We start from the raw sequence: 19,148 nt of genomic DNA, 5'->3' as shown, positions 1-19,148 counted from the left end.
TGAGATGCGCATTCGCGGCTGGCTGCTGATCGCGCTCGCGACGATCGCCGGGCTCCTCCTCGTGGGGCGCACGGTGACGGCGTTGATGGTCGACCACGCGTGGTTCGCCGCGATGGGGGTCCCGGGGCTGTTCTGGGAGCAGGTCATCGACTCCCTCGTGCTGCAGGGCGGGGCGTGGCTGGCCGGCTCGCTGTTCGCGTGGGCCAATCTCCATGCGGTGCGGCGGACGATTCAGGCCGTCGCCATCCCCTCGCGGGTCGCGAACATCGAGTTCGTGGCCATGGTGCCGGCGCAGCGCCTGTCATCAGCCACGCTGATCGCCGCACTCGTGATCGGCGCCGTACTCGCGCTGCCCATCACCAACTGGAGCGACCTCGCGCTCGCGCGCCACGGGCTGCCCTTCGGCGAGATCGAGGGCATTCTGGATCGCGACCTCGGGTTCTACGTCTACTGGTTGCCGCTCGAGGAGACGCTGTATCTCTGGTCGTTGGTGGCGATCGTGGCCATGACCGCGCTCGTGCTGGTGCTGTACGCGCTGACGCGCTCACTGCGGCTCGAAGGGCGTCGCCTGACCGCGTCGAACCACGTGCGTCGGCACCTCAGCGCGCTCGGAGCCGTGGTGTTGTTGCTCCTGGCGTGGAGCTATCGACTCGACGCATTCGACCTGCTGCAGCAGGGCAGTGGTCCCGATGGGCTCTTTCTGCACGTGGATCATCGCGTGACGCTCCGCGTGGATTTTGTCCTGTCCTACGCCTGCGCTATCGCGGCCGCGATCATTCTGCGCACCGGGTGGGTGGGGCAGCTCCGCGCGGCGTTCGTCACGCTCACGCTGGTGCTCGTCGGGGCCATCGGCCTGCGTCAGGTCGCGCCGGCGGTGCTGGCGCGCGGCGATCTGCTGGGCGATCCGGCCAAGCGGGACCAGGATTACGTGGCATCGCGCACGCTCTTCAGCCGGCGCGCGTACGACGTGGATGCCATGCGATTGGCGTCGGATTCGCTCGGCCCCGAACCGAGTGCGCTGACCGACAGCGTCCGGCCGCGCCGCATCGAGCGCGCGCCGGTGGCCACGCTGGCCACGCTCGGGGATGACGCGTCGTTGTGGGATCGCACGGCCCTCGGACAGGCGCTCGGCGATGCGTCGGCGGCCAGCGCCGACCGTCCTGCCGCCGAGCCGGCGACCAGCAATCGCCTGGTCGATGCCGCGCCCGTCGGCTGGACGATCATCGATCATCGTCTGACCGGGCTCGTCGTCCGACGCCCGGTGGCGAGCAGCGAACGGTGGCGGCTGTTCGTGGCCGACGCCACGCGGCCGGTGCTGCGCGACAGTACGCTCGATCTCGCCCCGGCCGATGACGACGCGCGTGGTGCCTGGCCGCTGGTCGGTCCCGGACTCGAGGGCGCACGCCTGCTCACCGAACGAGCCGCGAGCGACGTCCCGGCGCCGTCGCTCGCGTCGCGGCGCCAGCGCCTGGCGCACGCGTGGGCGCTGCGCGATGCCGACCTGCTTGCCGCCGACTCCGGCGAGACCCACGCCCCGGTGCTCGTGACGCATCGCGACGTCCGCGATCGCCTCACGCGGCTCGCCCCCATTTTCGTACAGGGCGCCGATGTGCTCCCCGTGCGGCACGAGGAGCGGCTCTACTGGGCCGTACAGCTCTACAGCGTCTCCGATCATTATCCGTTGAGCCAACGCTGGGCCATCAACGACCACTGGTACGGCTACTTCAAGCTGGCGGCGACGGCGCTGGTCGATGCGACCACCGGCCGCGTGCAGCTCGTGCCGAGCGCGCGCCCCGACGCGATCACGCGCACGTGGATGACCCGGCTGCCGGTGCTCTTTACGCCCGTGAGCGCGCTACCGCCCGGGCTGGCCGATCAGCTGCCCCCGGCCACCGAGAGCGCTGCCGCCCAGATTCGCACGTTCGCCCGGTTCGGGTCGCGGCTGGACGGGCCGACCGTGCGCCATCTCCCCGACAGTCTCCTGGCGCGTACCGCACCCGCCCCATATGTGGTGCGCGACGGCGCGGCGGGCGCGGGAATCCTCGCGTGGAGCGTCCCCCTCCTCGACGAAACCGAGGAACTTGACGGCGTCGCCGTCGTCACCGGCGGTGCCGCGCGCACGACCTGGTGGCACCCCACGTCGGCGCCGTCGATCCGGTGGCGGAGCGCGCTCGAGGCGCTGCAGGCCAGCGACGATACCGTCGCGACGCCAGCGGCCACGGCGAAGCGGGACGCGCGCCGTCGACGGGGCCCGGTGCAGGCGCTGATGACCACACGTGGCCCGCTGCTCATGCAGGTCACGCAGACGACCCGGGCCGATGGCACACCGGCGATTGCGCGGGTGGCGCTGACGGACGGGCAGCATACCGGGGCCGGAGGGACGCTCGCCGCGGCTCTCGTGGCCATCGGCGAGCGGCCGTCGGGCGGGGTACCTCCCGCGGCGGCGAGTGGGTCGGTCTCCTCCGATGGGGAGGCCGCCCGCCTGTACGACGTCATGCGGCGCGCGATGCAACGCGGAGACTGGACGGCCTTTGGTGCGGCCTTCGACAGTCTGGGCTCCACGTTACGTCGCCCTCCGCCGTAGACGAGTGGCGAGCTGGATGTACACCCCCTAGCATACCGCTGACATTCCCCAGTCCTTGGAGAGCGCGTGAACCTACACGAGTATCAGGCGAAAGAGCTGTTGCGGGCGGCCGGCGTGCCGATCCCGCCCGGCGAAGTCGCCACGACGCCCGAACAGGCGGAGGCCATTGCCAAGAAGTATGGCACCGCCGTCATGGTCAAAGCCCAGGTGCATGCCGGTGGTCGCGGCAAGGCCGGTGGCGTCAAGTTCTGTCCCACGCCGGAGGCCGCGAAGGAGAAGGCCACGGCCATCCTTGGCATGACGATCAAGGACCTCACCGTCGAGAAGGTGCTCGTGACGGTGGCGGCCGACATCGGCTCGGAAGCGTACGTCGGCATCATCGTCGACCGCGCGACCAAGAAGCCGGTCTTCATGGTGTCCGCCGCCGGCGGCATCGACATCGAGGAAGTCGCGGCGACCACGCCCGAGAAGATCCTCTATCACCCGGTCGACACGCGCTACGGCCTCCTGCCGTTCGAGGCGATGCGCATGGGCTTCTTCCTGTACAAGGACGTCAAGCTCGCGCGTCAGGCCGCGAAGATCATGCAGCAGCTCTACACCGCGTTCATGAGCGCGGGCTGCTCGCTGGCCGAAATCAACCCGTTCGTCATGACGCCCGCTGGTGAGCTCATCGCCGTCGACGGCAAGATGGTCATCGACGACAACGAGCTCGATCGCCGCCCCGAGATCGCCGCCCTGCGCGACGAATCGAGCGAAGCGCCCAGCGAAGTCGATGCCCGCAATGCGAACCTCACGTTCATCAAGCTCGATGGCAACGTGGGCTGCGTCGTGAACGGCGCCGGTCTCGCCATGGCCACGATGGACCTCGTGAAGTACTACGGCGGTGATCCGGCCAACTTCCTCGACATCGGCGGCTCGTCGAATCCGGAGAAGGTCGTGAATGCGCTCCGCATCATCACGTCCGATCCGAACGTGAAGTGCATCCTGTTCAACATCTTCGGCGGCATCACGCGCACCGATGACGTGGCCAACGGCATCGTCACGGCCACGAAGGCGAACCCGCTGAAGGTGCCCATCGTCATCCGTCTCACCGGCACCAACGAGGAGCTGGCGTTGAAGATCCTGCAGGAGAACGGCTTCTCCGCGTCCAGCGACATGGACTCGGCGGTGCAGCGCGCGGTGGAACTCGCGACGAAGGGAGGTGCCGCGTGAGCATCTTCATCGACAACAGCACCAAGCTGATCGTGCAGGGCATCACGGGCCGCGACGGCTCGTTCCATGCCAAGCAGATGATCGAGTACGGCACCAAGGTCGTGGCCGGTGTGACGCCCGGAAAGGGCGGGCAGGTGTTCGAGGGCACCGCGCCCATCTTCGACACCGTGCATGACGCGGTGCAGGCCACCGGCGCCAATACGTCGGTGATCTACGTGCCGCCCATGTTCGCGGCCGACGCGATCATGGAAGCCGCGGCGGCGGGCGTGAAGTTCATCGTCTGCATCACCGAAGGCGTGCCGGTCCTCGACATGACCAAGGTGTACCCGTACGTGAAGGAGTCGGGCGCGCGCCTCCTCGGCCCGAACTGCCCGGGGCTCATCACGCCGGGCCAGTCCAAGGTCGGCATCATTCCGGGCCGCATCTGCGCTCCCGGCAACGTGGGCGTCGTGAGCCGCTCGGGCACGCTCACCTACGAGGTCGTGAACGCGCTCACCAAGGCCGGGATCGGCCAGAGCACGTGCGTCGGCATCGGTGGCGACCCGATCAACGGCACGAACTTCATCGACTGCCTCAAGGCGTTCGAGGCGGATCCGAACACGAAGGCCGTGGCCATGATGGGGGAAATCGGTGGCACCGACGAGCAGGAAGCGGCTGCCTTCGTGAAGGAGCACATGACCAAGCCGGTCGTGGGCTTCATCGCGGGTCAGACGGCCCCGCCGGGCCGCCGCATGGGCCACGCGGGCGCCATCATCTCGGGTTCGGCCGGGACGGCCGCCGAGAAGATCGACGCCTTCAAGGCCGCCGGCATGGGCGTCGCCCAGCGCCCGGTGGACTTCGTGGAGCTGATCAAGGCGCGGCTCGCCTAAAGGGCCGGCCCGCTCCCGGAACGTCCCGGGGTGGTTATCTTGCGCGCGGCGGACGCCTCACGGTGTCCGCCGCGTTGCATCTAACCTCTTGCCAAATCAGACCATGGCCGGTCGTCATACGCTTACCATCGTGAAGCCGGATGCCTTTGGCGCCGGCAATGCGGGCAATATCATCGCGCTGCTCGAAAAGCAGGGCTTCAAGGTGAAGGCCGCGCGCGTCATGCACCTCACGACCGCCCAGGCGGGCGCGTTCTACGAGGTCCACAAGGCGCGCCCGTTCTTCGGCGAGCTCGTGGAGTTCATGACCAGCGGCCCGTGCATGCCGATGATCCTCGAGAAGGACGACGCCGTGGCGTCGCTCCGCACGGCGATCGGCGCCACCGACCCGGCCGAAGCCGCCGAGGGCACGGTGCGCAAGCTGTACGCCGAGTCGAAGGGGAAGAACGCGATCCACGCCTCGGACTCGGATGAGAACGCCGCCCGCGAGGCGCGCTTCTTCTTCGCCGAAGCCGACGTCATCGCCTGATTTCCGGCTCTGCCGTGGGGCCCGGCGTAACTCTGCGTCCGGGCTCCACTTAAAGCCATGTTCCCAACGCGAGAATACTCGGACGAGCCCTTGTGTCACGGGGACGGCCGCTCTACGTTTCACGGCTATGCTGTGCTTTGACATCCGGAGTCTGGAAGCCCGTGCCGAGAGCGTCGATGGTCTGCTCGAGTCCGGCGATCCGGTGTGGGAAGCCGAGGACACGCGTCCGGCGGAAGCCGGGGTGTTCGTGTCCGGCCGGCTCTCCAGCGCGGGGCATGGTCGCTTTTACTTCAGCGGCCGGTTCCATGGCACGGCGACGAGCGAGTGCAGGCGCTGCCTGACCGCCGTCACCTTGCAGGTCTCGGAAGATGTGCAGTGGATCTTCGCCCAGTCCGGAGTGGACGAAGCCGAAGAAGACGATGTCTTTCCGATTCCGGCGAACGAACGCGAGCTCGATCTGCGTCCGGTAGTGCGCGAAGAGTGGTTGCTGGCGGTGCCGGCGTTTGCGCTCTGCAAGGACGACTGCAAGGGCCTGTGTCCGTCCTGTGGTGCCGATCGCAATACGGGGGAGTGCAGCTGTCCCCCGCCGTCAGATCCCCGTTGGGAGTCGCTGCGCGCTCTGCGCGACGAGCCCTGACGGTCCTTCTTGTCCCGAACGTTCAGGTCAGAGTCCCATGGCCGTACCGAAGCGCCGTACCTCCAAGCGGCGGAAGCGCGCCCGCAATACGCACAAGGCTGCGCCCGCCATCGTCATCCAGTCGTGCCCCCAGTGTGGCTCGGCCAAGCGCCCGCACCGCGTTTGCGCGGAATGCGGGTACTATGCGGGTGAGCAGCGGGTAACGGCGCAGGAAGCGTAAGCTTGGCGCGCATTGCCGTGGATGCCATGGGGGGCGATTTCGCTCCCCGGGCCCCCATCGCCGGCGCCCTCCAGGCGCTCGCCGCGCTCCCCCCGCAGCACCACATCGACCTCGTCGGCCAAACGGCCGTCATCGAGGCGGAACTCGACGCGTTGTTCAGCGGCGAGCTCGCCTCGATTCGTCATGTCCGGGAGCGCCTCGCCATCATCGAGGCCCCCGAGGTCATCGAGATGACCGACAAGCCGTCGGTCGCGCTGCGCGGCAAGACCAATAGCTCCATGGTCGTAGGGCTCAAGCGCGTCGCCGAAGGCCACGCGCAGGGCTTCGTCTCCGCCGGCAACACCGGCGCCCAGATGGCCGCCTCGCTGGTGCTCCTCAAGCTGCACCCCGGCCTCACGCGCCCGGCCATCGGCACCGTCTTCCCGACGGCCCGGCAGCCGGTTCTCGTGCTCGACTCGGGCGCCAACGTGGACTGCTCAGCCGAAGAGCTGGTCCAGTTCGCGCGGATCGGCACCGTCTACGCGCACGCGCTCCTCGGGCGAGAGAATCCCGCCGTCGGGCTCCTCTCCATCGGCGAAGAGCCGGAGAAGGGGAATGCCGCGGTCAAGGACGCACATCAGCGGCTGGCCAGCGCCGGTCTCAATTTCCTGGGCAACGTCGAAGGGCGCGACATCCCGAAGGGCCGCTGCGATCGCGGCACCATCGACGTCGTCGTCTGCGACGGGTTCGTCGGCAATGTGCTGCTCAAGTTCTACGAGAGCATCGGCCCGATGATCATCGGCATGGTGTCGCAGGTCGCGAACCTCGACGCGCACGCCATCGCCAAGCAGCTGACGCAGATCGATCCCGATGAACATGGCGGCGCGCCGCTCCTCGGCGTGCGCGGGGTGTCGATCATCTCGCACGGCAAGAGCTCGCCGCGCGCCATTCAGAACGCCATCGCCGTGGCGCTGCGCGCCCACGAATCCGGCATGACCGAGGAAATCGGCCGCCGCCTGGCGGAATCGATGCCCTCGGCGACGGCGTCCGCGACCTCCAGCACGACTGCCGCATGAAGCGTCCGTTTGCCTACATCGCCGGCACCGGCCATGCCGTGCCCAAGCGCGCCGTCACCAATCACGACATCGCCGCGATGGGCGTGGAGACCGACGATCAGTGGATCGTCGAGCGCACCGGCATCAAGCAGCGCTACGTCGCGGGGGAAGGCGAATCGCTGACCTCGATCTCGGCCGAGGCCGCGCGGCAGGCGATGGCCAAGGCCGGCGTCCAGCCCGGCGAAATCGATACGATCATCCTCGGCACGGCGTCCCCCGACCATCTGCTCCCGTCCACGGCCGTGGAAGTGCAGACGGCGCTGGGGTGCACGCGCGCGGCGGCGTTCGATCTCGGCGCCGCCTGCAGCGGCTGGCTCTACAGCGCCATCGTGGGCGAGTCGCTCATCGCCAGCGGATCGGCCGACACCGTGCTGGTGATCGGCGCCGAAAAGCTGAGCAGCATCGTGGACTGGACCGATCGCAACACGTGCATCCTGTTCGGCGACGGCGCCGGCGCGACGGTGCTCCGTCGCACGCCGCAGCGCGGCGGCACGAAGGGCATTCTGTCGACCTTCATGCGCTCCGATGGCGCGCTCGCCGAGCTGCTGTGGCGTCCCGCCGGCGGCGGGGCCAAGCCGTTCTCGCCCGAGTCGTTCGAGCACAAGGAGCACTACATCCACATGGCAGGGCGTGAGGTGTTCAAGCACGCCGTACGCTCGATGGCCGAATCCACCGATCGTGCACTCGACGCCGCCCGCCTGACCGCCGCCGACATCGACCTGCTGATCCCGCATCAGGCGAACATCCGGATCATCGAAGCGACGGCCAAGCACGCCGGGATCTCGATGGACAAGGTGTTCGTGAACGTCGATCGCTACGGCAACACGTCCGCCGCGTCGGTCCCCATCGCGCTCAATGACGCGATGGAGCAGGGCCGCGTGAAGGAAGGCTCGACGGTGCTCTTTGCGGCATTCGGCGCCGGGTTCACCTGGGGCTCGGCCGTCGTCCGCTTCTGAGCGGCACGCGGTCCGTTTTCACCACTCGCTACGCCATGGAAATCGTCCTCCTGCTGCCCGGGCAGGGCTCTCAGAAGGTCGGCATGGGCAAGGACCTCTACGAGGCCTTTCCCGCCGCCCGTGATGCCTTTCAGACGGTCGATGACGCCGTTGGGGCCGCGCTGTCGACGCTCGCCTTCGAAGGGCCGGCCGATGAGCTCACGCGCACGCTGAATGCCCAGCCGGCGCTGCTCGCGCATAGCGCGGCGGTGTGGGCGGTGGTGCGCGACGCCGTCGGCCCCCAGCTGCGGGCGGCCGCCGGTCACTCGCTCGGCGAGTTCTCGGCGTACCACTGCGCGGGCACGCTCGATCTCGCTGCCGCCGCGCGCATCGTGCGCCAGCGCGGCACGCTCATGTACGAGCAGGGGGTCGCACGACCGGGCGCCATGGCCGCCATTCTGGGCGTGCTCACCGCCTCGATCGACGACCTGTGCGCGCAGGCCAGCCGCGAGCGCGGGCTCGTCGTGCCGGCCAACTACAACAGCGAAGAGCAGGTGGTCATCTCGGGCGAAGTCGCAGGCGTGGAGCGCGCGATGGAACTCGCCAAGGAAGCCGGGGCCAAGCGGTGCCTGCCGCTGCCTGTGAGCGGCGCGTTTCATTCGCCGCTCATGGAGCCGGCGGTGGCCGGCCTCACGACCGCGCTCGATGCCGAGGTGTGGCAGGATCCGTCGGTGCCGGTGGTCGCGAACGTCAACGCGCAGGCCATCACCGACGCCGCCACCGCCAGGGCGCTGCTCGTGCAGCAGCTGACGGCCCCGGTGCAGTGGACGCGCGTCATGCGCGAACTCGCAGCCCGTCATCCCGAGGCCCTCTTCCTCGAGATCGGCAGCGGCGCGGTGCTCACCGGGCTCGCCCGCCGCATCGCCCCGGGCGTCAAGACCGCCTCGTGTGGCACCGTGGCCGAAGTCGAGAAGCTGCTGCAGGACCTTTCCGCCGCACGGAGCTGAGACGGACATGAGTACGCCCTCGCAGGGTCTCACCATTCAGCTGGGCGGGCGCGTGGCGCTCGTCACCGGCTCGACGCGCGGCATCGGCCGCGCCGTCGCCACGGCGCTCGCCAACGCAGGCGCCCGCGTCGCCGTGACGGGCCGCGATCTGGCCAAGGCGCAGGAAGCCGCCGCCGAGATCGCCGCCGCCACGGGGGCCGACGTGCGCGGCTTCGCCGCCGATGTGAGCGACGTGGCGCAGGCGACCGCGCTGGTCGAGGCGGTGGAGAAGGAGTTCGGCGCGCTCGACATCCTGGTGAACAACGCCGGCCTGACGCGCGACAACCTGATGATGCGCCTCAAGGACGACGACTGGGACGCCGTGATCAACGCCAACCTGCGCGGCGCCTTTGCGACCTGCCGGGCGGCGACGCGCGGCATGATGAAGCGCCGGTGGGGGCGCATCATCAACATCGCCAGCGTGGTCGGCCTGATTGGCAACAAGGGACAGGTGAACTACGCGGCCAGCAAGGCGGGCTTGATCGGCATGACCAAGTCCATCGCCAAGGAGCTGGCCTCGCGGAACATTCTGGCCAACGTGGTGGCCCCCGGCTTCATCGAGACCGATATGACGGCCGCGATGACCCCGGAGGCCCGCAGCACGCTCAGTGCGGGGATTCCGCTCGAGCGCCTCGGGACCCCCGAGGACATCGCGAGCATGGTGGTTGTGCTCGCTTCCGACCTGACCAGTTACGTGACCGGGCAGGTCTTTGTGGTGGACGGCGGCCTGGTGATGTAGAGCGCCTCGGGTTGCTCGATCCGTCCGCCCCCAACCCGCCCCGGCGGGGCGCGGGATGGGCGCCGGGCCTCCCAGTGGCGCCTCGCAACGGCTAAGTTCCCCATCTTCCCTTACCAACTTCAGAGGAACCGTTCCCATGTCGGATCACGCGTCGAAGATCAAGGACATCATCGAGAAGGAGCTCGGGGTGGAGCGCGAGAAGCTCACGCCCGAGGCGAGCTTCATCGAAGACCTCGGCGCCGACTCGCTCGACATCGTCGAACTGGTGATGGAGTTCGAGAAGGAGTTCAACATCGACATCCCCGATGAGGATGCCGAGAAGCTCCGCACGGTCGGCGACGCCATCGCGTACCTCGAGGCGAAGGTCGGCGGTTGATGCGGCGGGTCGTCGTCACGGGGTTGGGTGCCGTCACGCCCGTCGGCAACGACGTGGCGACGACCTGGCAGTCCTTGCTGGGTGGGGTGTCTGGAGGCGCTGACATTACCAAGTTCGACGCCAGCACCTTCAAGGTCCGTTTCGCCTGTGAAGTGAAGGGCTTCGACGTCGGTCTGTACATGGACCGCAAGGAAGCCAAGCGGGCGGACCTGTTCACCCAGTACGCCATGGCCGCCTCGGTGCAGGCCATGGCCGATGCCGGTCTCGAACACGGGAAGAACTACAACCCGGAAGAGACCGGCGTCATCATCGGCAGTGGGATCGGCGGCCTGAACACGATGGAGGACCAGCACTCGGTCCTCATGACGTCGGGCAACAAGCGCATCTCGCCGTTCTTCATCCCGATGTACATCGCCGACATTGCGGCGGGTGTGGTCTCCATGCGCTTTGGCGCCAAGGGCCCCAACTACGCGACCATGTCGGCGTGCGCGACCAGCGCGCACGCCATCGGCGAGGCGTTCCGCACCATCAAGTACGGCGATGCCGACGTGATGATCTGCGGCGGCGCCGAGGCGTCGGTGTGTGCCATGGCGATTGGCGGATTCGGGAACATGACGGCGCTCTCGGAGCGCAATGACTCCCCGTCTACCGCCTCGCGTCCGTTCGATGCCACCCGCGACGGCTTCGTGCTGGGCGAGGGGGCCGGTGTGGTGGTGCTCGAGGAGCTCGAACACGCCCGCCAGCGTGGCGCGCGGATCTACGGCGAGGTCATCGGCTACGGCGCCACCGGCGACGCGTACCACCTCACCGGCCAGCCCGACGCGCACGAAGGGCTCCAGCGGGCCATGAAGCGCGCGCTCCGCGACGCGAAAATCGCCCCGACGGATGTGGATTACATCAACGCCCACGGCACCTCGACGCCCCTCAACGATCCGAACGAGATCAAAGGCATCAAGGCCGTCTTCGGCGACCACGCCCGCGCGCTGTCCGTGAGCTCGACCAAGTCGGCCACCGGGCACATGCTGGGCGCCGCCGGCGGGGTGGAATTCATCGCCTGCACGCTGGCCCTCCGGGACCAGATCATCCCGCCCACGATCAACTACAGCACGCCGGACCCGGAGTGCGATCTGGACGTCACCCCCAATACGCCCAAGCAGCGCCAGGTGCGGGTCGCCCTGTCGAACAGCTCCGGCTTTGGTGGCCACAACGTCTCCATCGCCGTAAGAGGGTGGCACGGCGACTGATTGCAGGACATATATCGAGGTGACGCGCGACGGGGAGCACTCCAGAGGTCGTCGCGCCGGAACCCCGGGTCTGTCCTGATGCCACACGCTGTGCCCTTTGATGTCGCTCGCCTGCAGGATCCGGCGCTTCGCCCCATCGGCGAAAAGCTGGTCCGCGGCGAGCGATTGTCGTTTGCCGACGCCCTGACGCTCTACCGCACCCCCGACCTGCTGGGGCTCGGGGCCATGGCCGATGCCGCCAACCGCGCGAAGCACGGTGATCGCGTCACCTTCGCGGCCAACCAGCATATCAACCCCACGAACATCTGCGTGCTGCGCAAGACGTGCGTGTTCTGTGGGTATGCGCGCCTGCCGAAGGAAGAGGGGGCGTACCGCTATTCGCTCGAGCAGGTGCTCGCCGAGTCCGATCGCGCCGATGGCACCATCACGCGCGAGTTTCACATCGTGGGCGGCCTCGATATGCAGGCCGGGCTCGCGTACTACCAGGAGATGTTCCGCGCCCTCAAGCAGCGGCATCCCCAGGTGCACATCAAGGCGCTCACCGCCGTCGAGATCGCGCACATCGCGCGCATCGAGAAGATGAGCCGCGCCGATGTGCTGATCGCCCTGCGCGAAGCGGGCCTCGATACGCTGCCGGGGGGCGGCGCCGAAACCTTCAGCGCCGCAGTGCGCGAGCAGATCGCCGACAAGAAGCTGGGCGGCGCCGACTACATCGACGTGCATCGCACGGCACATCAGCTCGGCATCCGCTCCAACTGCACGATGCTCTACGGCCACGTGGAGACCTTCGAAGATCGCGTGCAGCATCTCACCATGCTCCGCGATTTGCAGGATGAAACGGGTGGCTATCTCGCGTTCATCCCGCTGGCATATCACCCCGACGACAACGAACTCGGGACCACGCTCGGCCGTACCGGCACGGCCACGACCGGCATGGACGACCTGCGCAACCTGGCCGTGGGCCGTCTCTATCTCGACAACTTCGAGCACATCAAGTCGCACTGGATCATGGTGACCCAGCCGGTGTCGCAGATCGCGCTGCACTTCGGCGTGAACGACATCGAAGGCACCGTGGTGCGCGAAAAGATCTACCACGCGGTCGGCGCCCACACGCCGCAGGGGATGACGCTGCCGCAGCTGCTCACGCTCATCCGCGGGGCTGGGAAACAGCCTGCCGAGCGCGATTCGTTCTACCATGTCCTCCGGGAGTTCCCGGAGGGGGACACCGGCGCCGAGGCGCCGGCGGCCGACGCGCTCGCGACGGTCTGACCTTCGTTCACTGCCCATGCTCCGCGTCGGCCGCATTCGCTACATCAACTGCTATCCGGTTTACGGCGGCATCGATCGGGGCATCGTCCCGTTCGAAGGGACGCTCGTGGACGGCGTGCCGACGCACCTGAACCGCCTGATGGCGGCCGGGGAGCTCGATGTGAGCGTGGTGTCGGCGGTCGAGTACGCGAAGGACGCGACGCAGTTCCTGCTGCTCCCCGAACTGGGGATCACCAGCGATGGGCCGGTCCGGAGCGTGGTGCTCTTCAGCAAGCGCGACCCGCGCGATCTCGGCGGGCGCCGCGTCGTGGTGAGTTCGAGCAGCATGACGAGCGTCGCGCTGCTCGAACTGCTCTTCGAGAACGTCTGGCGCTGCCGCCCCGAGTTCGTGCCGGGCAACGCCGAGCTGGCCGATCTGGGCACCTTCGAGGCCGACGTGCACGACGCCCGGCTCGTGATCGGCGATGCGGCCCTGCGCATGTTCGATGAGGCCAACCGGGGCGGACTCTGGGCCGAGCGCTATCCGTGGCGCGAGGATCTGGGTGCGGTCTGGAAGCAGTGGACCGGGCTGCCGTTTGTCTTTGCCGTCTGGGTGGCGCAGCGCACCACGCCGGTGCGCGAGGCGTTGTCCGTGCACGGCTCGCTGCTCACCTCGCGCGACTGGGGGCTCGCCAACATTCCCGAGCTTTCCCGTCAGGCCGCCGAGGCCAGTGGCGTGCCGTTTGAGACCTGCGTCGAGTACTTCGCAGGCCTCGATTATCGCTTGTCCTATCCGCATCTCGCCGGGCTCTCCGAATTCTTCCGCCGGCTCGTGTCGGCCGGTCGTGTGCCCGATGGCAACTTTGCGTTTCTTCCCGCAGCCTAGCCCGACTTCCCATGCGTGATCTGCTCGATTTCTACACGAATGCCCCCCTGCTGGAACTCGGCCAGGAGGCCGATCGCGTCCGTCAGGCCAAGCACCCGCACGGGGTCGTGACGTACATCGTCGATCGCAACATCAACTACACGAACGTCTGCGTGGCCGACTGCGGCTTCTGCGCGTTCTATCGGCGGCCGAAGAACGGGGAAGGGTACACGCTCTCCTTCGAGCAGATCGGCGCCAAGATCGAGGAGACGAAAGCCCTCGGCGGCGTCCAGATCCTCATTCAGGGCGGGCACAATCCGTACATCCCGTTCGAGTGGTACCTCGACCTGATGCGCTACATCAAGAAGTACCATCCCATTCACATCCACGGCTTCTCGCCGAGTGAGGTGGACTTCTTTGCGACGCGCTTCCGCATGGAAGCGCGTGATGTCATTCGCGAACTCAAGGCGGCAGGGCTCGACTCCATCCCCGGCGGCGGCGGCGAGATTCTCGTGCAGCGCGTGCGGGACATCGTCGCCCCCAAGAAGGCGGGTGCCGATCGTTGGCTCGAAATCATGGAGCTCGCGCATCAGGAAGGGATGAAGACGTCGGTCACCATGATGTACGGCATCGGGGAGACGCTCGCCGAGCGCATCGAGCATCTGCAGCGGGTGCGCGATCTGCAGGCGCGCACCGGCGGGTTCACGGCGTTCATCACCTGGCCGCTGCAGCCGGAGAACACGCCGACGCTGTCGCACATGCCCAAGACCGACGCGGTGACCTACCTCCGCACCGTCGCCATCTCACGCATCGTGCTCGATAACGTGCCCAACCTGCAGTCGAGCTGGGTCACCATGGGCATGAAGGTCGGACAGATGGCGCTCCGCTTCGGCTGCAACGATTTCGGCTCGCTGATGATCGAAGAGAACGTGGTCTCGGCGGCGAACACGACGCACCGCACCACGGTGGAGGAGCTCGATCGGCTCATCATCGATGCCGGCTTCACGCCCGCGCGGCGTCGGCAGGACTACTCCATCATCGCCGACGCCCCGGCGACGGTCGCCGCGTGACCGGCACCCTCCCCATGCGGGTGGGCATCGGCTACGACTCGCATCGGTTCGGCGAGGGCGGGCCCATGCGACTCGGCGGCATCGACATTCCGAGTGACCGGCACTGTGCCGGCCACTCGGACGGCGATGCCATTTGCCATGCGGTCACCGATGCCATTCTGGGGGCGGCCGGATTGGGCGACATCGGCGAGATGTTTCCCGATACCGATGCGGCCAACAAGGGGAAGGACTCGGTCGTGATGCTCGAGGCCGCCGTGGCGCGGCTGCACGCCGCCGGATGGCGGGTGGGCAACGTGGACATCACGGTGATCACGCAGCGCCCCAAGATTGGCCCGCACCGGCAGGCCATTCGTGAGCGACTGGCCACGGTGTTGCAGGTGGGGGCGGCAGACGTGTTCGTGAAGGGCAAGACCAACGAACAGCTCGGCTGGATTGGGCGCGAGGAAGGCCTCGCCGTGATGACCACCGCCAGCATTCTCCCCCGCTGAACGATCTCCTCGACTGGCTCACGGGTCTCCCGGATCCGCTGCTCTACGGCACGCTGCTGCTGGCCGCGTTCGCCGAGAACATCTTCCCGCCGCTGCCCGCGGACACCGTGATTGCGCTGGGGGCCTTTGTGGCCGCCCGCGGCAACGGCACCGCCTTCGGCGTGTGGCTCGCCACCATGATCGGCAATATCGGGGGCGCGATGGCGATGTATGGCGTCGGGCACCGCTACGGTCTCCCGTTCCTGCAGCGCCGGGCACCGCGGCTCTTCCCGGCCGGCGCCACCGAGCGCTTCGCCGAACAGTTTGCCGCGCAGGGCATGGTGGCGGTGGTCATCAGTCGCTTTCTGCCGGCCGTGCGGGCCGTCGTGCCCCCCGTGGCGGGCGCGCTGGGTATCGGGGCACTCCGGGCCCTGATCGCCATGGCGATCGCGTCAGGCGCCTGGTACGGGCTCGTGTGCGTCCTGGCCTTTCGGGCCGGCGCGAACAGCGATGCCTTGCTCGCCCGCATCGCCGAGCAGCAACGAACGGTGGGGCTGGTCGCCCTCGCGCTGGCCGCCATGGGCGGGGGCTGGTTCCTCTGGCGGCGGCGGAGGGGCGCGTGAGTACCCCCGCCGCCGACACCGACGACAAGGCGCTGCGCCGCGGCTTCCATCTGCAAGCCTTCGAGGACGCGTTGCAGTTGGAAGAAGGGGCGTCCCCGCGCACCATCGAGGCCTATCGCCGCGATGTGATCCGGTGCGCCGCGTGGCTGCGGGCGCAGGGCATCACCACCGCCCGGGACATCACGCCGGGCAGCCTGCGCGAGTTCGTGTACCACCTCAAGGATCTGGGGCTCGCCGGTAGCTCCATCCGGCGCAATATCTCGGCGCTGCGCACCTGGTTTCGCATCCTCGTGGCCGAGGGGCTCGTGCACACCGATCCCACCGAGCGGCTCGATTCACCGCAACGGTGGCGCACGCTCCCGGAGGTGTTGAGCGTGGACGAGGTCACCCGCCTGCTGGCGGCACCGCAGCTGGAGGAGCGCCTCGCCTTTCGCGACCGCGCGATGCTCGAGTTGGCCTACGGCGCCGGTCTGCGCGTCTCGGAGTGGATCGGGCTCGCCGTGAAGGACGTGCTGCTGGAAGAGGGGTTGCTGCGCGTCTTCGGGAAGGGCAGCAAGGAGCGGCTGGTGCCGATCGGGCGATCGGCCATCGGCGCGGTGGCCGTCTACCTGCGCGAACTGCGCCCCGTGCTCGAGAAGGGCGCGGGGAAGGGCATTCTCTTCCTGAACGGGCAGGGGAAGCCGCTCACGCGCATGGGCGCGTGGAAGATCCTGCGGAAGTACGTCGAGCAGGCCGGTATCGAGAAGGCCGTCTCGCCCCATACCCTGCGGCACTCCTTCGCCACGCATCTGCTGGAAGGCGGCGCCGACCTGCGCGCGGTGCAGGAGATGCTGGGACACGCCGACATCGCGACGACGCAGATCTACACCCACGTCGATCGTGAGTATCTTCGGAGTGTCCACAAGCAGTTCCATCCGCGCTCCTGAGGCCCAACGGCGCATGCTCCTCGTCATCGACAACTACGACTCGTTTACCTACAACCTCGTCCAGTATTTCGGCGAGTTGGGGGAAACGCTCGAGGTGCATCGCAACGACGCACTCTCGGTGGATGACGTGGGCGCCATGCGCCCGGAGGCGATCGTGGTCTCGCCGGGCCCGTGCTCGCCGCGCGAGGCCGGCATCTCGGTGGACGTGATTCGCCGCTACGGCCCGGAGATTCCCCTGCTCGGCGTGTGCCTCGGCCACCAGGCCATCGGCGAGGCGTACGGTGGTGTCGTCTCTCGCGCGAAGCGGGTGATGCACGGCAAGATGTCCCAGCTGCAGCACGACGGGACCGGCCTCTTCCAGGGCGTGCCGAGCCCCTTCGGTGTGATGCGCTACCACTCGCTCATCGTGGAGCGGGACACACTGCCGGCCGAGCTCGAGGTCACCGCCACCGCCGTCGATGACCCCTCGGAAATCCACGCCCTGCGCCACCGCACCCATCCCGTCTGGGGCGTGCAGTTTCATCCCGAATCGATCCTCACCGAGCACGGCCGCGACCTGCTGGTGAACTTCCTCGCCATGGCGCGCGCGCACCGGCGCTAAGCGGCCCCGACGCGCCGCTTACTTCGGATCGTGCTCCACGAACGTCTCGGCAATTTCGGCGATCTCCTCGATCTCCTCGCTGGGCTTGATCACCAGCGACAGGAGCACGCTCGTCAGCAGCACGCCCGCGACCACGCCCAGGGACACGCCAATGCTGATCGGGTACGTCTCCGACAGCAGCATCTTCACGCCCACGAACGCCAGCACGACCGACAGGCCGTACTTGAGCAGGTGGAACTTGCCGATCACGCTGGCGAGCACGAAGTACATCGACCGCAGCCCGAGAATGGCGAATACGTTGGACGTGTAGACCAGAAAGGGATTGCGCGTGACCCCGAAGATTGCCGGAATCGAGTCGAGCGCGAACACGACATCGGTGGTCTCGACGAGCATCAGGACCACGAAGAGCGGCGTGGCGGTGCGACGCATGACGCCGCCAGGGCCCGCCTCACGAATGAAGAAGCGCTCGCCGTGAAACTGGGCCGTGACGGGCAGGACCTTGCGCACGAACTTGATGACCGGGTTCGCCTCGGGTTCGATCTCGCTGTCTCCACCGAACGCCATCTTGATGCCGGTGTAGACGAGGAACGCGCCGAAGACGTAGATGATCGCGTGGAACCGCTCGATCAGCACGGCGCCGGCGCCGATCATCGCGCCGCGCATCAGCAGCGCGCCGAGGATGCCCCAGAACAGCACCCGATGCTGTAGTTCCGGCGCGATGCGGAAATAGCCGAAGATGAGGATGAAGACGAACAGGTTGTCGACCGACAGCGCCTGTTCGACGAGATAGCCGGCGTAGAACTCCAGCATCGACGCCCGCCCCATCTCGAGGCCGATCCAGCCGCCAAAGCCGATGGCCAGCGTCACCCACACGGCACTCCACGACAGGGCTTCCCGAACCGACACGGCGTGCGCCTTTCGGTTGAACACCCCGAGGTCGAGCGCCAGCAGGAACAGGACCAGGGCGTTGAAGCCGATCCACCACGATGTGGGCATGCCGAAGCGTTGGAAGTGACGACGTGCGACCTGTTTGCCTTCAGCCGCCGAACCGGGTATCTTAATTGGCGTGAATTTTGCTGCAACCACGCCCCTTTCGACCGGCCAATGCCAGTCCTGGCGGTGATCCCGGCGCGCCTCGGCGCGACACGGCTTCCCCGCAAGCCGCTTCGCCTCCTCGGGGGCGAACCGCTCGTGGTCCGAGTCTATCAGCGCGTCCTGGCACTGCAGGTGGCCGACGCCGTGGTGGTGGCCACCGACCACGACGAGGTGCGGGCCGCCTGCGCGACGCACGGGATCCCCGTCGTCCTCACCAGCACGAATCATCCCAGCGGGACGGATCGGGTGGCCGAAGTGGCCGCCCACCCAGCCTATGCCGGCTATGACGTGCTGCTCAACGTGCAGGGAGATGAACCCTTCGTGTCGGCGGAGGCGCTCCGCGGGGCGGTCGAGATCGTGACCAGCGGCCGGGCCCCCATCGGCACCGCCGCCGTGCCCGCGCCGCCAGACGTCCTTACCCGGCCCGACGTGGTGAAAGTCGTCCGCACGGATGAGGGCCGCGCCCTCTACTTTTCGCGAGCGCCCATACCGTACCTGCGCGAAGCCGCCGATGCCTCGGTGCGCGACCCGCTCGTCCGTCAGCACATCGGCGTCTATGCCTACACCCGCACCGCACTCCAGCAGTGGGTGAGCTGGGCCCCGCATCACCTCGAACTCATCGAACGGCTGGAGCAGTTGCGGCCGCTCGCTCATGGATTGGCCATCGGCGTGGCGGATGTTCCGCACGCCGACGGCGGTATCGACACCGAAGACGACCTCGTGCGCGCCAACGCCCGCTGGGCCTCCACTGAACCGGGACTGCACTCATGA

General features: G+C 67.9%; 21 protein-coding genes. 20 read left to right on the top strand and 1 reads right to left on the bottom strand.

The window, feature by feature from the left end; all coding sequences use genetic code 11:
• Window positions 1–4 precede the first annotated feature (4 nt).
• From K2R93_04245 to K2R93_04155, 19 genes are all read left to right on the top strand, one after another.
• On the top strand, window positions 5–2,584 hold the full coding sequence (locus tag K2R93_04245) for a UPF0182 family protein (GenBank protein MBY0489029.1): 2,580 nt from the start codon (window positions 5–7) through the stop codon (window positions 2,582–2,584).
• A 66-nt stretch (window positions 2,585–2,650) separates the two neighbouring features.
• Window positions 2,651–3,796, top strand: a complete 1,146-nt coding sequence (sucC, locus tag K2R93_04240; GenBank protein ID MBY0489028.1) for an ADP-forming succinate--CoA ligase subunit beta — start codon at window positions 2,651–2,653, stop codon at window positions 3,794–3,796.
• On the top strand, window positions 3,793–4,665 hold the full coding sequence (gene sucD / locus K2R93_04235; protein MBY0489027.1) for a succinate--CoA ligase subunit alpha: 873 nt from the start codon (window positions 3,793–3,795) through the stop codon (window positions 4,663–4,665). The genes sucC and sucD overlap by 4 nt, the downstream gene beginning before the upstream one ends.
• 103 nt (window positions 4,666–4,768) lie before the next feature.
• Window positions 4,769–5,191 carry a nucleoside-diphosphate kinase gene (gene ndk / locus K2R93_04230; protein ID MBY0489026.1) on the top strand — a complete coding sequence of 141 codons (423 nt, stop codon included), beginning with the start codon at window positions 4,769–4,771 and terminating at the stop codon, window positions 5,189–5,191.
• Between the two features lie 127 nt (window positions 5,192–5,318).
• Entirely contained in the window at window positions 5,319–5,828 is a 510-nt protein-coding gene (locus K2R93_04225) for a DUF177 domain-containing protein (GenBank protein MBY0489025.1), read from the top strand.
• A gap of 37 nt (window positions 5,829–5,865) precedes the next feature.
• Window positions 5,866–6,048, top strand: a complete 183-nt coding sequence (gene rpmF, locus K2R93_04220) for a 50S ribosomal protein L32 (protein MBY0489024.1) — start codon at window positions 5,866–5,868, stop codon at window positions 6,046–6,048.
• Window positions 6,049–6,050: 2 nt separating this feature from the next.
• Entirely contained in the window at window positions 6,051–7,103 is a 1,053-nt protein-coding gene (gene plsX / locus K2R93_04215; GenBank protein ID MBY0489023.1) for a phosphate acyltransferase PlsX, read from the top strand.
• On the top strand, window positions 7,100–8,098 hold the full coding sequence (locus K2R93_04210; protein ID MBY0489022.1) for a ketoacyl-ACP synthase III: 999 nt from the start codon (window positions 7,100–7,102) through the stop codon (window positions 8,096–8,098). Before plsX ends, K2R93_04210 begins: the two co-directional genes overlap by 4 nt.
• A 35-nt stretch (window positions 8,099–8,133) precedes the next feature.
• A complete protein-coding gene (gene fabD / locus K2R93_04205; GenBank protein ID MBY0489021.1) occupies window positions 8,134–9,084 on the top strand; it encodes an ACP S-malonyltransferase in 951 nt (316 codons plus the stop codon).
• 7 nt (window positions 9,085–9,091) lie between these two features.
• Window positions 9,092–9,862 (top strand): 3-oxoacyl-[acyl-carrier-protein] reductase, encoded by a 771-nt coding sequence (fabG, locus tag K2R93_04200; GenBank protein ID MBY0489020.1) that lies wholly within the window; start codon window positions 9,092–9,094, stop codon window positions 9,860–9,862.
• 136 nt (window positions 9,863–9,998) lie between these two features.
• Complete coding sequence (locus tag K2R93_04195) at window positions 9,999–10,238, top strand: acyl carrier protein (GenBank protein MBY0489019.1); 240 nt, start codon at window positions 9,999–10,001, stop codon at window positions 10,236–10,238.
• On the top strand, window positions 10,235–11,482 hold the full coding sequence (fabF, locus tag K2R93_04190; GenBank protein ID MBY0489018.1) for a beta-ketoacyl-ACP synthase II: 1,248 nt from the start codon (window positions 10,235–10,237) through the stop codon (window positions 11,480–11,482). Before K2R93_04195 ends, fabF begins: the two co-directional genes overlap by 4 nt.
• Window positions 11,483–11,560: 78 nt before the next feature.
• The gene (locus tag K2R93_04185) at window positions 11,561–12,751 is read left to right on the top strand and encodes a CofH family radical SAM protein (protein MBY0489017.1); all 1,191 of its coding nucleotides are present in this window, start codon (window positions 11,561–11,563) and stop codon (window positions 12,749–12,751) included.
• 16 nt (window positions 12,752–12,767) lie between these two features.
• On the top strand, window positions 12,768–13,616 hold the full coding sequence (locus K2R93_04180) for a menaquinone biosynthesis protein (GenBank protein MBY0489016.1): 849 nt from the start codon (window positions 12,768–12,770) through the stop codon (window positions 13,614–13,616).
• A gap of 11 nt (window positions 13,617–13,627) precedes the next feature.
• Complete coding sequence (mqnC, locus tag K2R93_04175) at window positions 13,628–14,665, top strand: dehypoxanthine futalosine cyclase (GenBank protein ID MBY0489015.1); 1,038 nt, start codon at window positions 13,628–13,630, stop codon at window positions 14,663–14,665.
• A gap of 14 nt (window positions 14,666–14,679) precedes the next feature.
• Complete coding sequence (gene ispF / locus K2R93_04170) at window positions 14,680–15,153, top strand: 2-C-methyl-D-erythritol 2,4-cyclodiphosphate synthase (protein MBY0489014.1); 474 nt, start codon at window positions 14,680–14,682, stop codon at window positions 15,151–15,153.
• A gap of 107 nt (window positions 15,154–15,260) precedes the next feature.
• Window positions 15,261–15,755, top strand: a complete 495-nt coding sequence (locus K2R93_04165) for a VTT domain-containing protein (GenBank protein MBY0489013.1) — start codon at window positions 15,261–15,263, stop codon at window positions 15,753–15,755.
• Window positions 15,722–16,681: a site-specific tyrosine recombinase XerD gene (xerD, locus tag K2R93_04160; GenBank protein MBY0489012.1), complete on the top strand. Its 960-nt coding sequence runs from the start codon at window positions 15,722–15,724 to the stop codon at window positions 16,679–16,681. The genes K2R93_04165 and xerD overlap by 34 nt, the downstream gene beginning before the upstream one ends.
• 13 nt (window positions 16,682–16,694) lie before the next feature.
• The gene (locus tag K2R93_04155; protein MBY0489011.1) at window positions 16,695–17,282 is read left to right on the top strand and encodes an aminodeoxychorismate/anthranilate synthase component II; all 588 of its coding nucleotides are present in this window, start codon (window positions 16,695–16,697) and stop codon (window positions 17,280–17,282) included.
• Window positions 17,283–17,300: 18 nt separating this feature from the next.
• Here K2R93_04155 and K2R93_04150 read toward each other — a convergent pair whose 3' ends face one another.
• The gene (locus K2R93_04150; GenBank protein ID MBY0489010.1) at window positions 17,301–18,278 is read right to left on the bottom strand and encodes a TerC family protein; all 978 of its coding nucleotides are present in this window, start codon (window positions 18,276–18,278) and stop codon (window positions 17,301–17,303) included.
• A 108-nt stretch (window positions 18,279–18,386) separates the two neighbouring features.
• On the opposite strand from K2R93_04150, the gene kdsB reads away from it, so the two are divergent.
• Window positions 18,387–19,148 (top strand): 3-deoxy-manno-octulosonate cytidylyltransferase, encoded by a 762-nt coding sequence (gene kdsB, locus K2R93_04145; protein MBY0489009.1) that lies wholly within the window; start codon window positions 18,387–18,389, stop codon window positions 19,146–19,148.

The sequence above is a fragment of the Gemmatimonadaceae bacterium genome, from assembly GCA_019752115.1.
GTDB lineage: Bacteria > Gemmatimonadota > Gemmatimonadetes > Gemmatimonadales > Gemmatimonadaceae > Gemmatimonas.
This window is presented reverse-complemented; position numbering and strand designations above follow the sequence as displayed.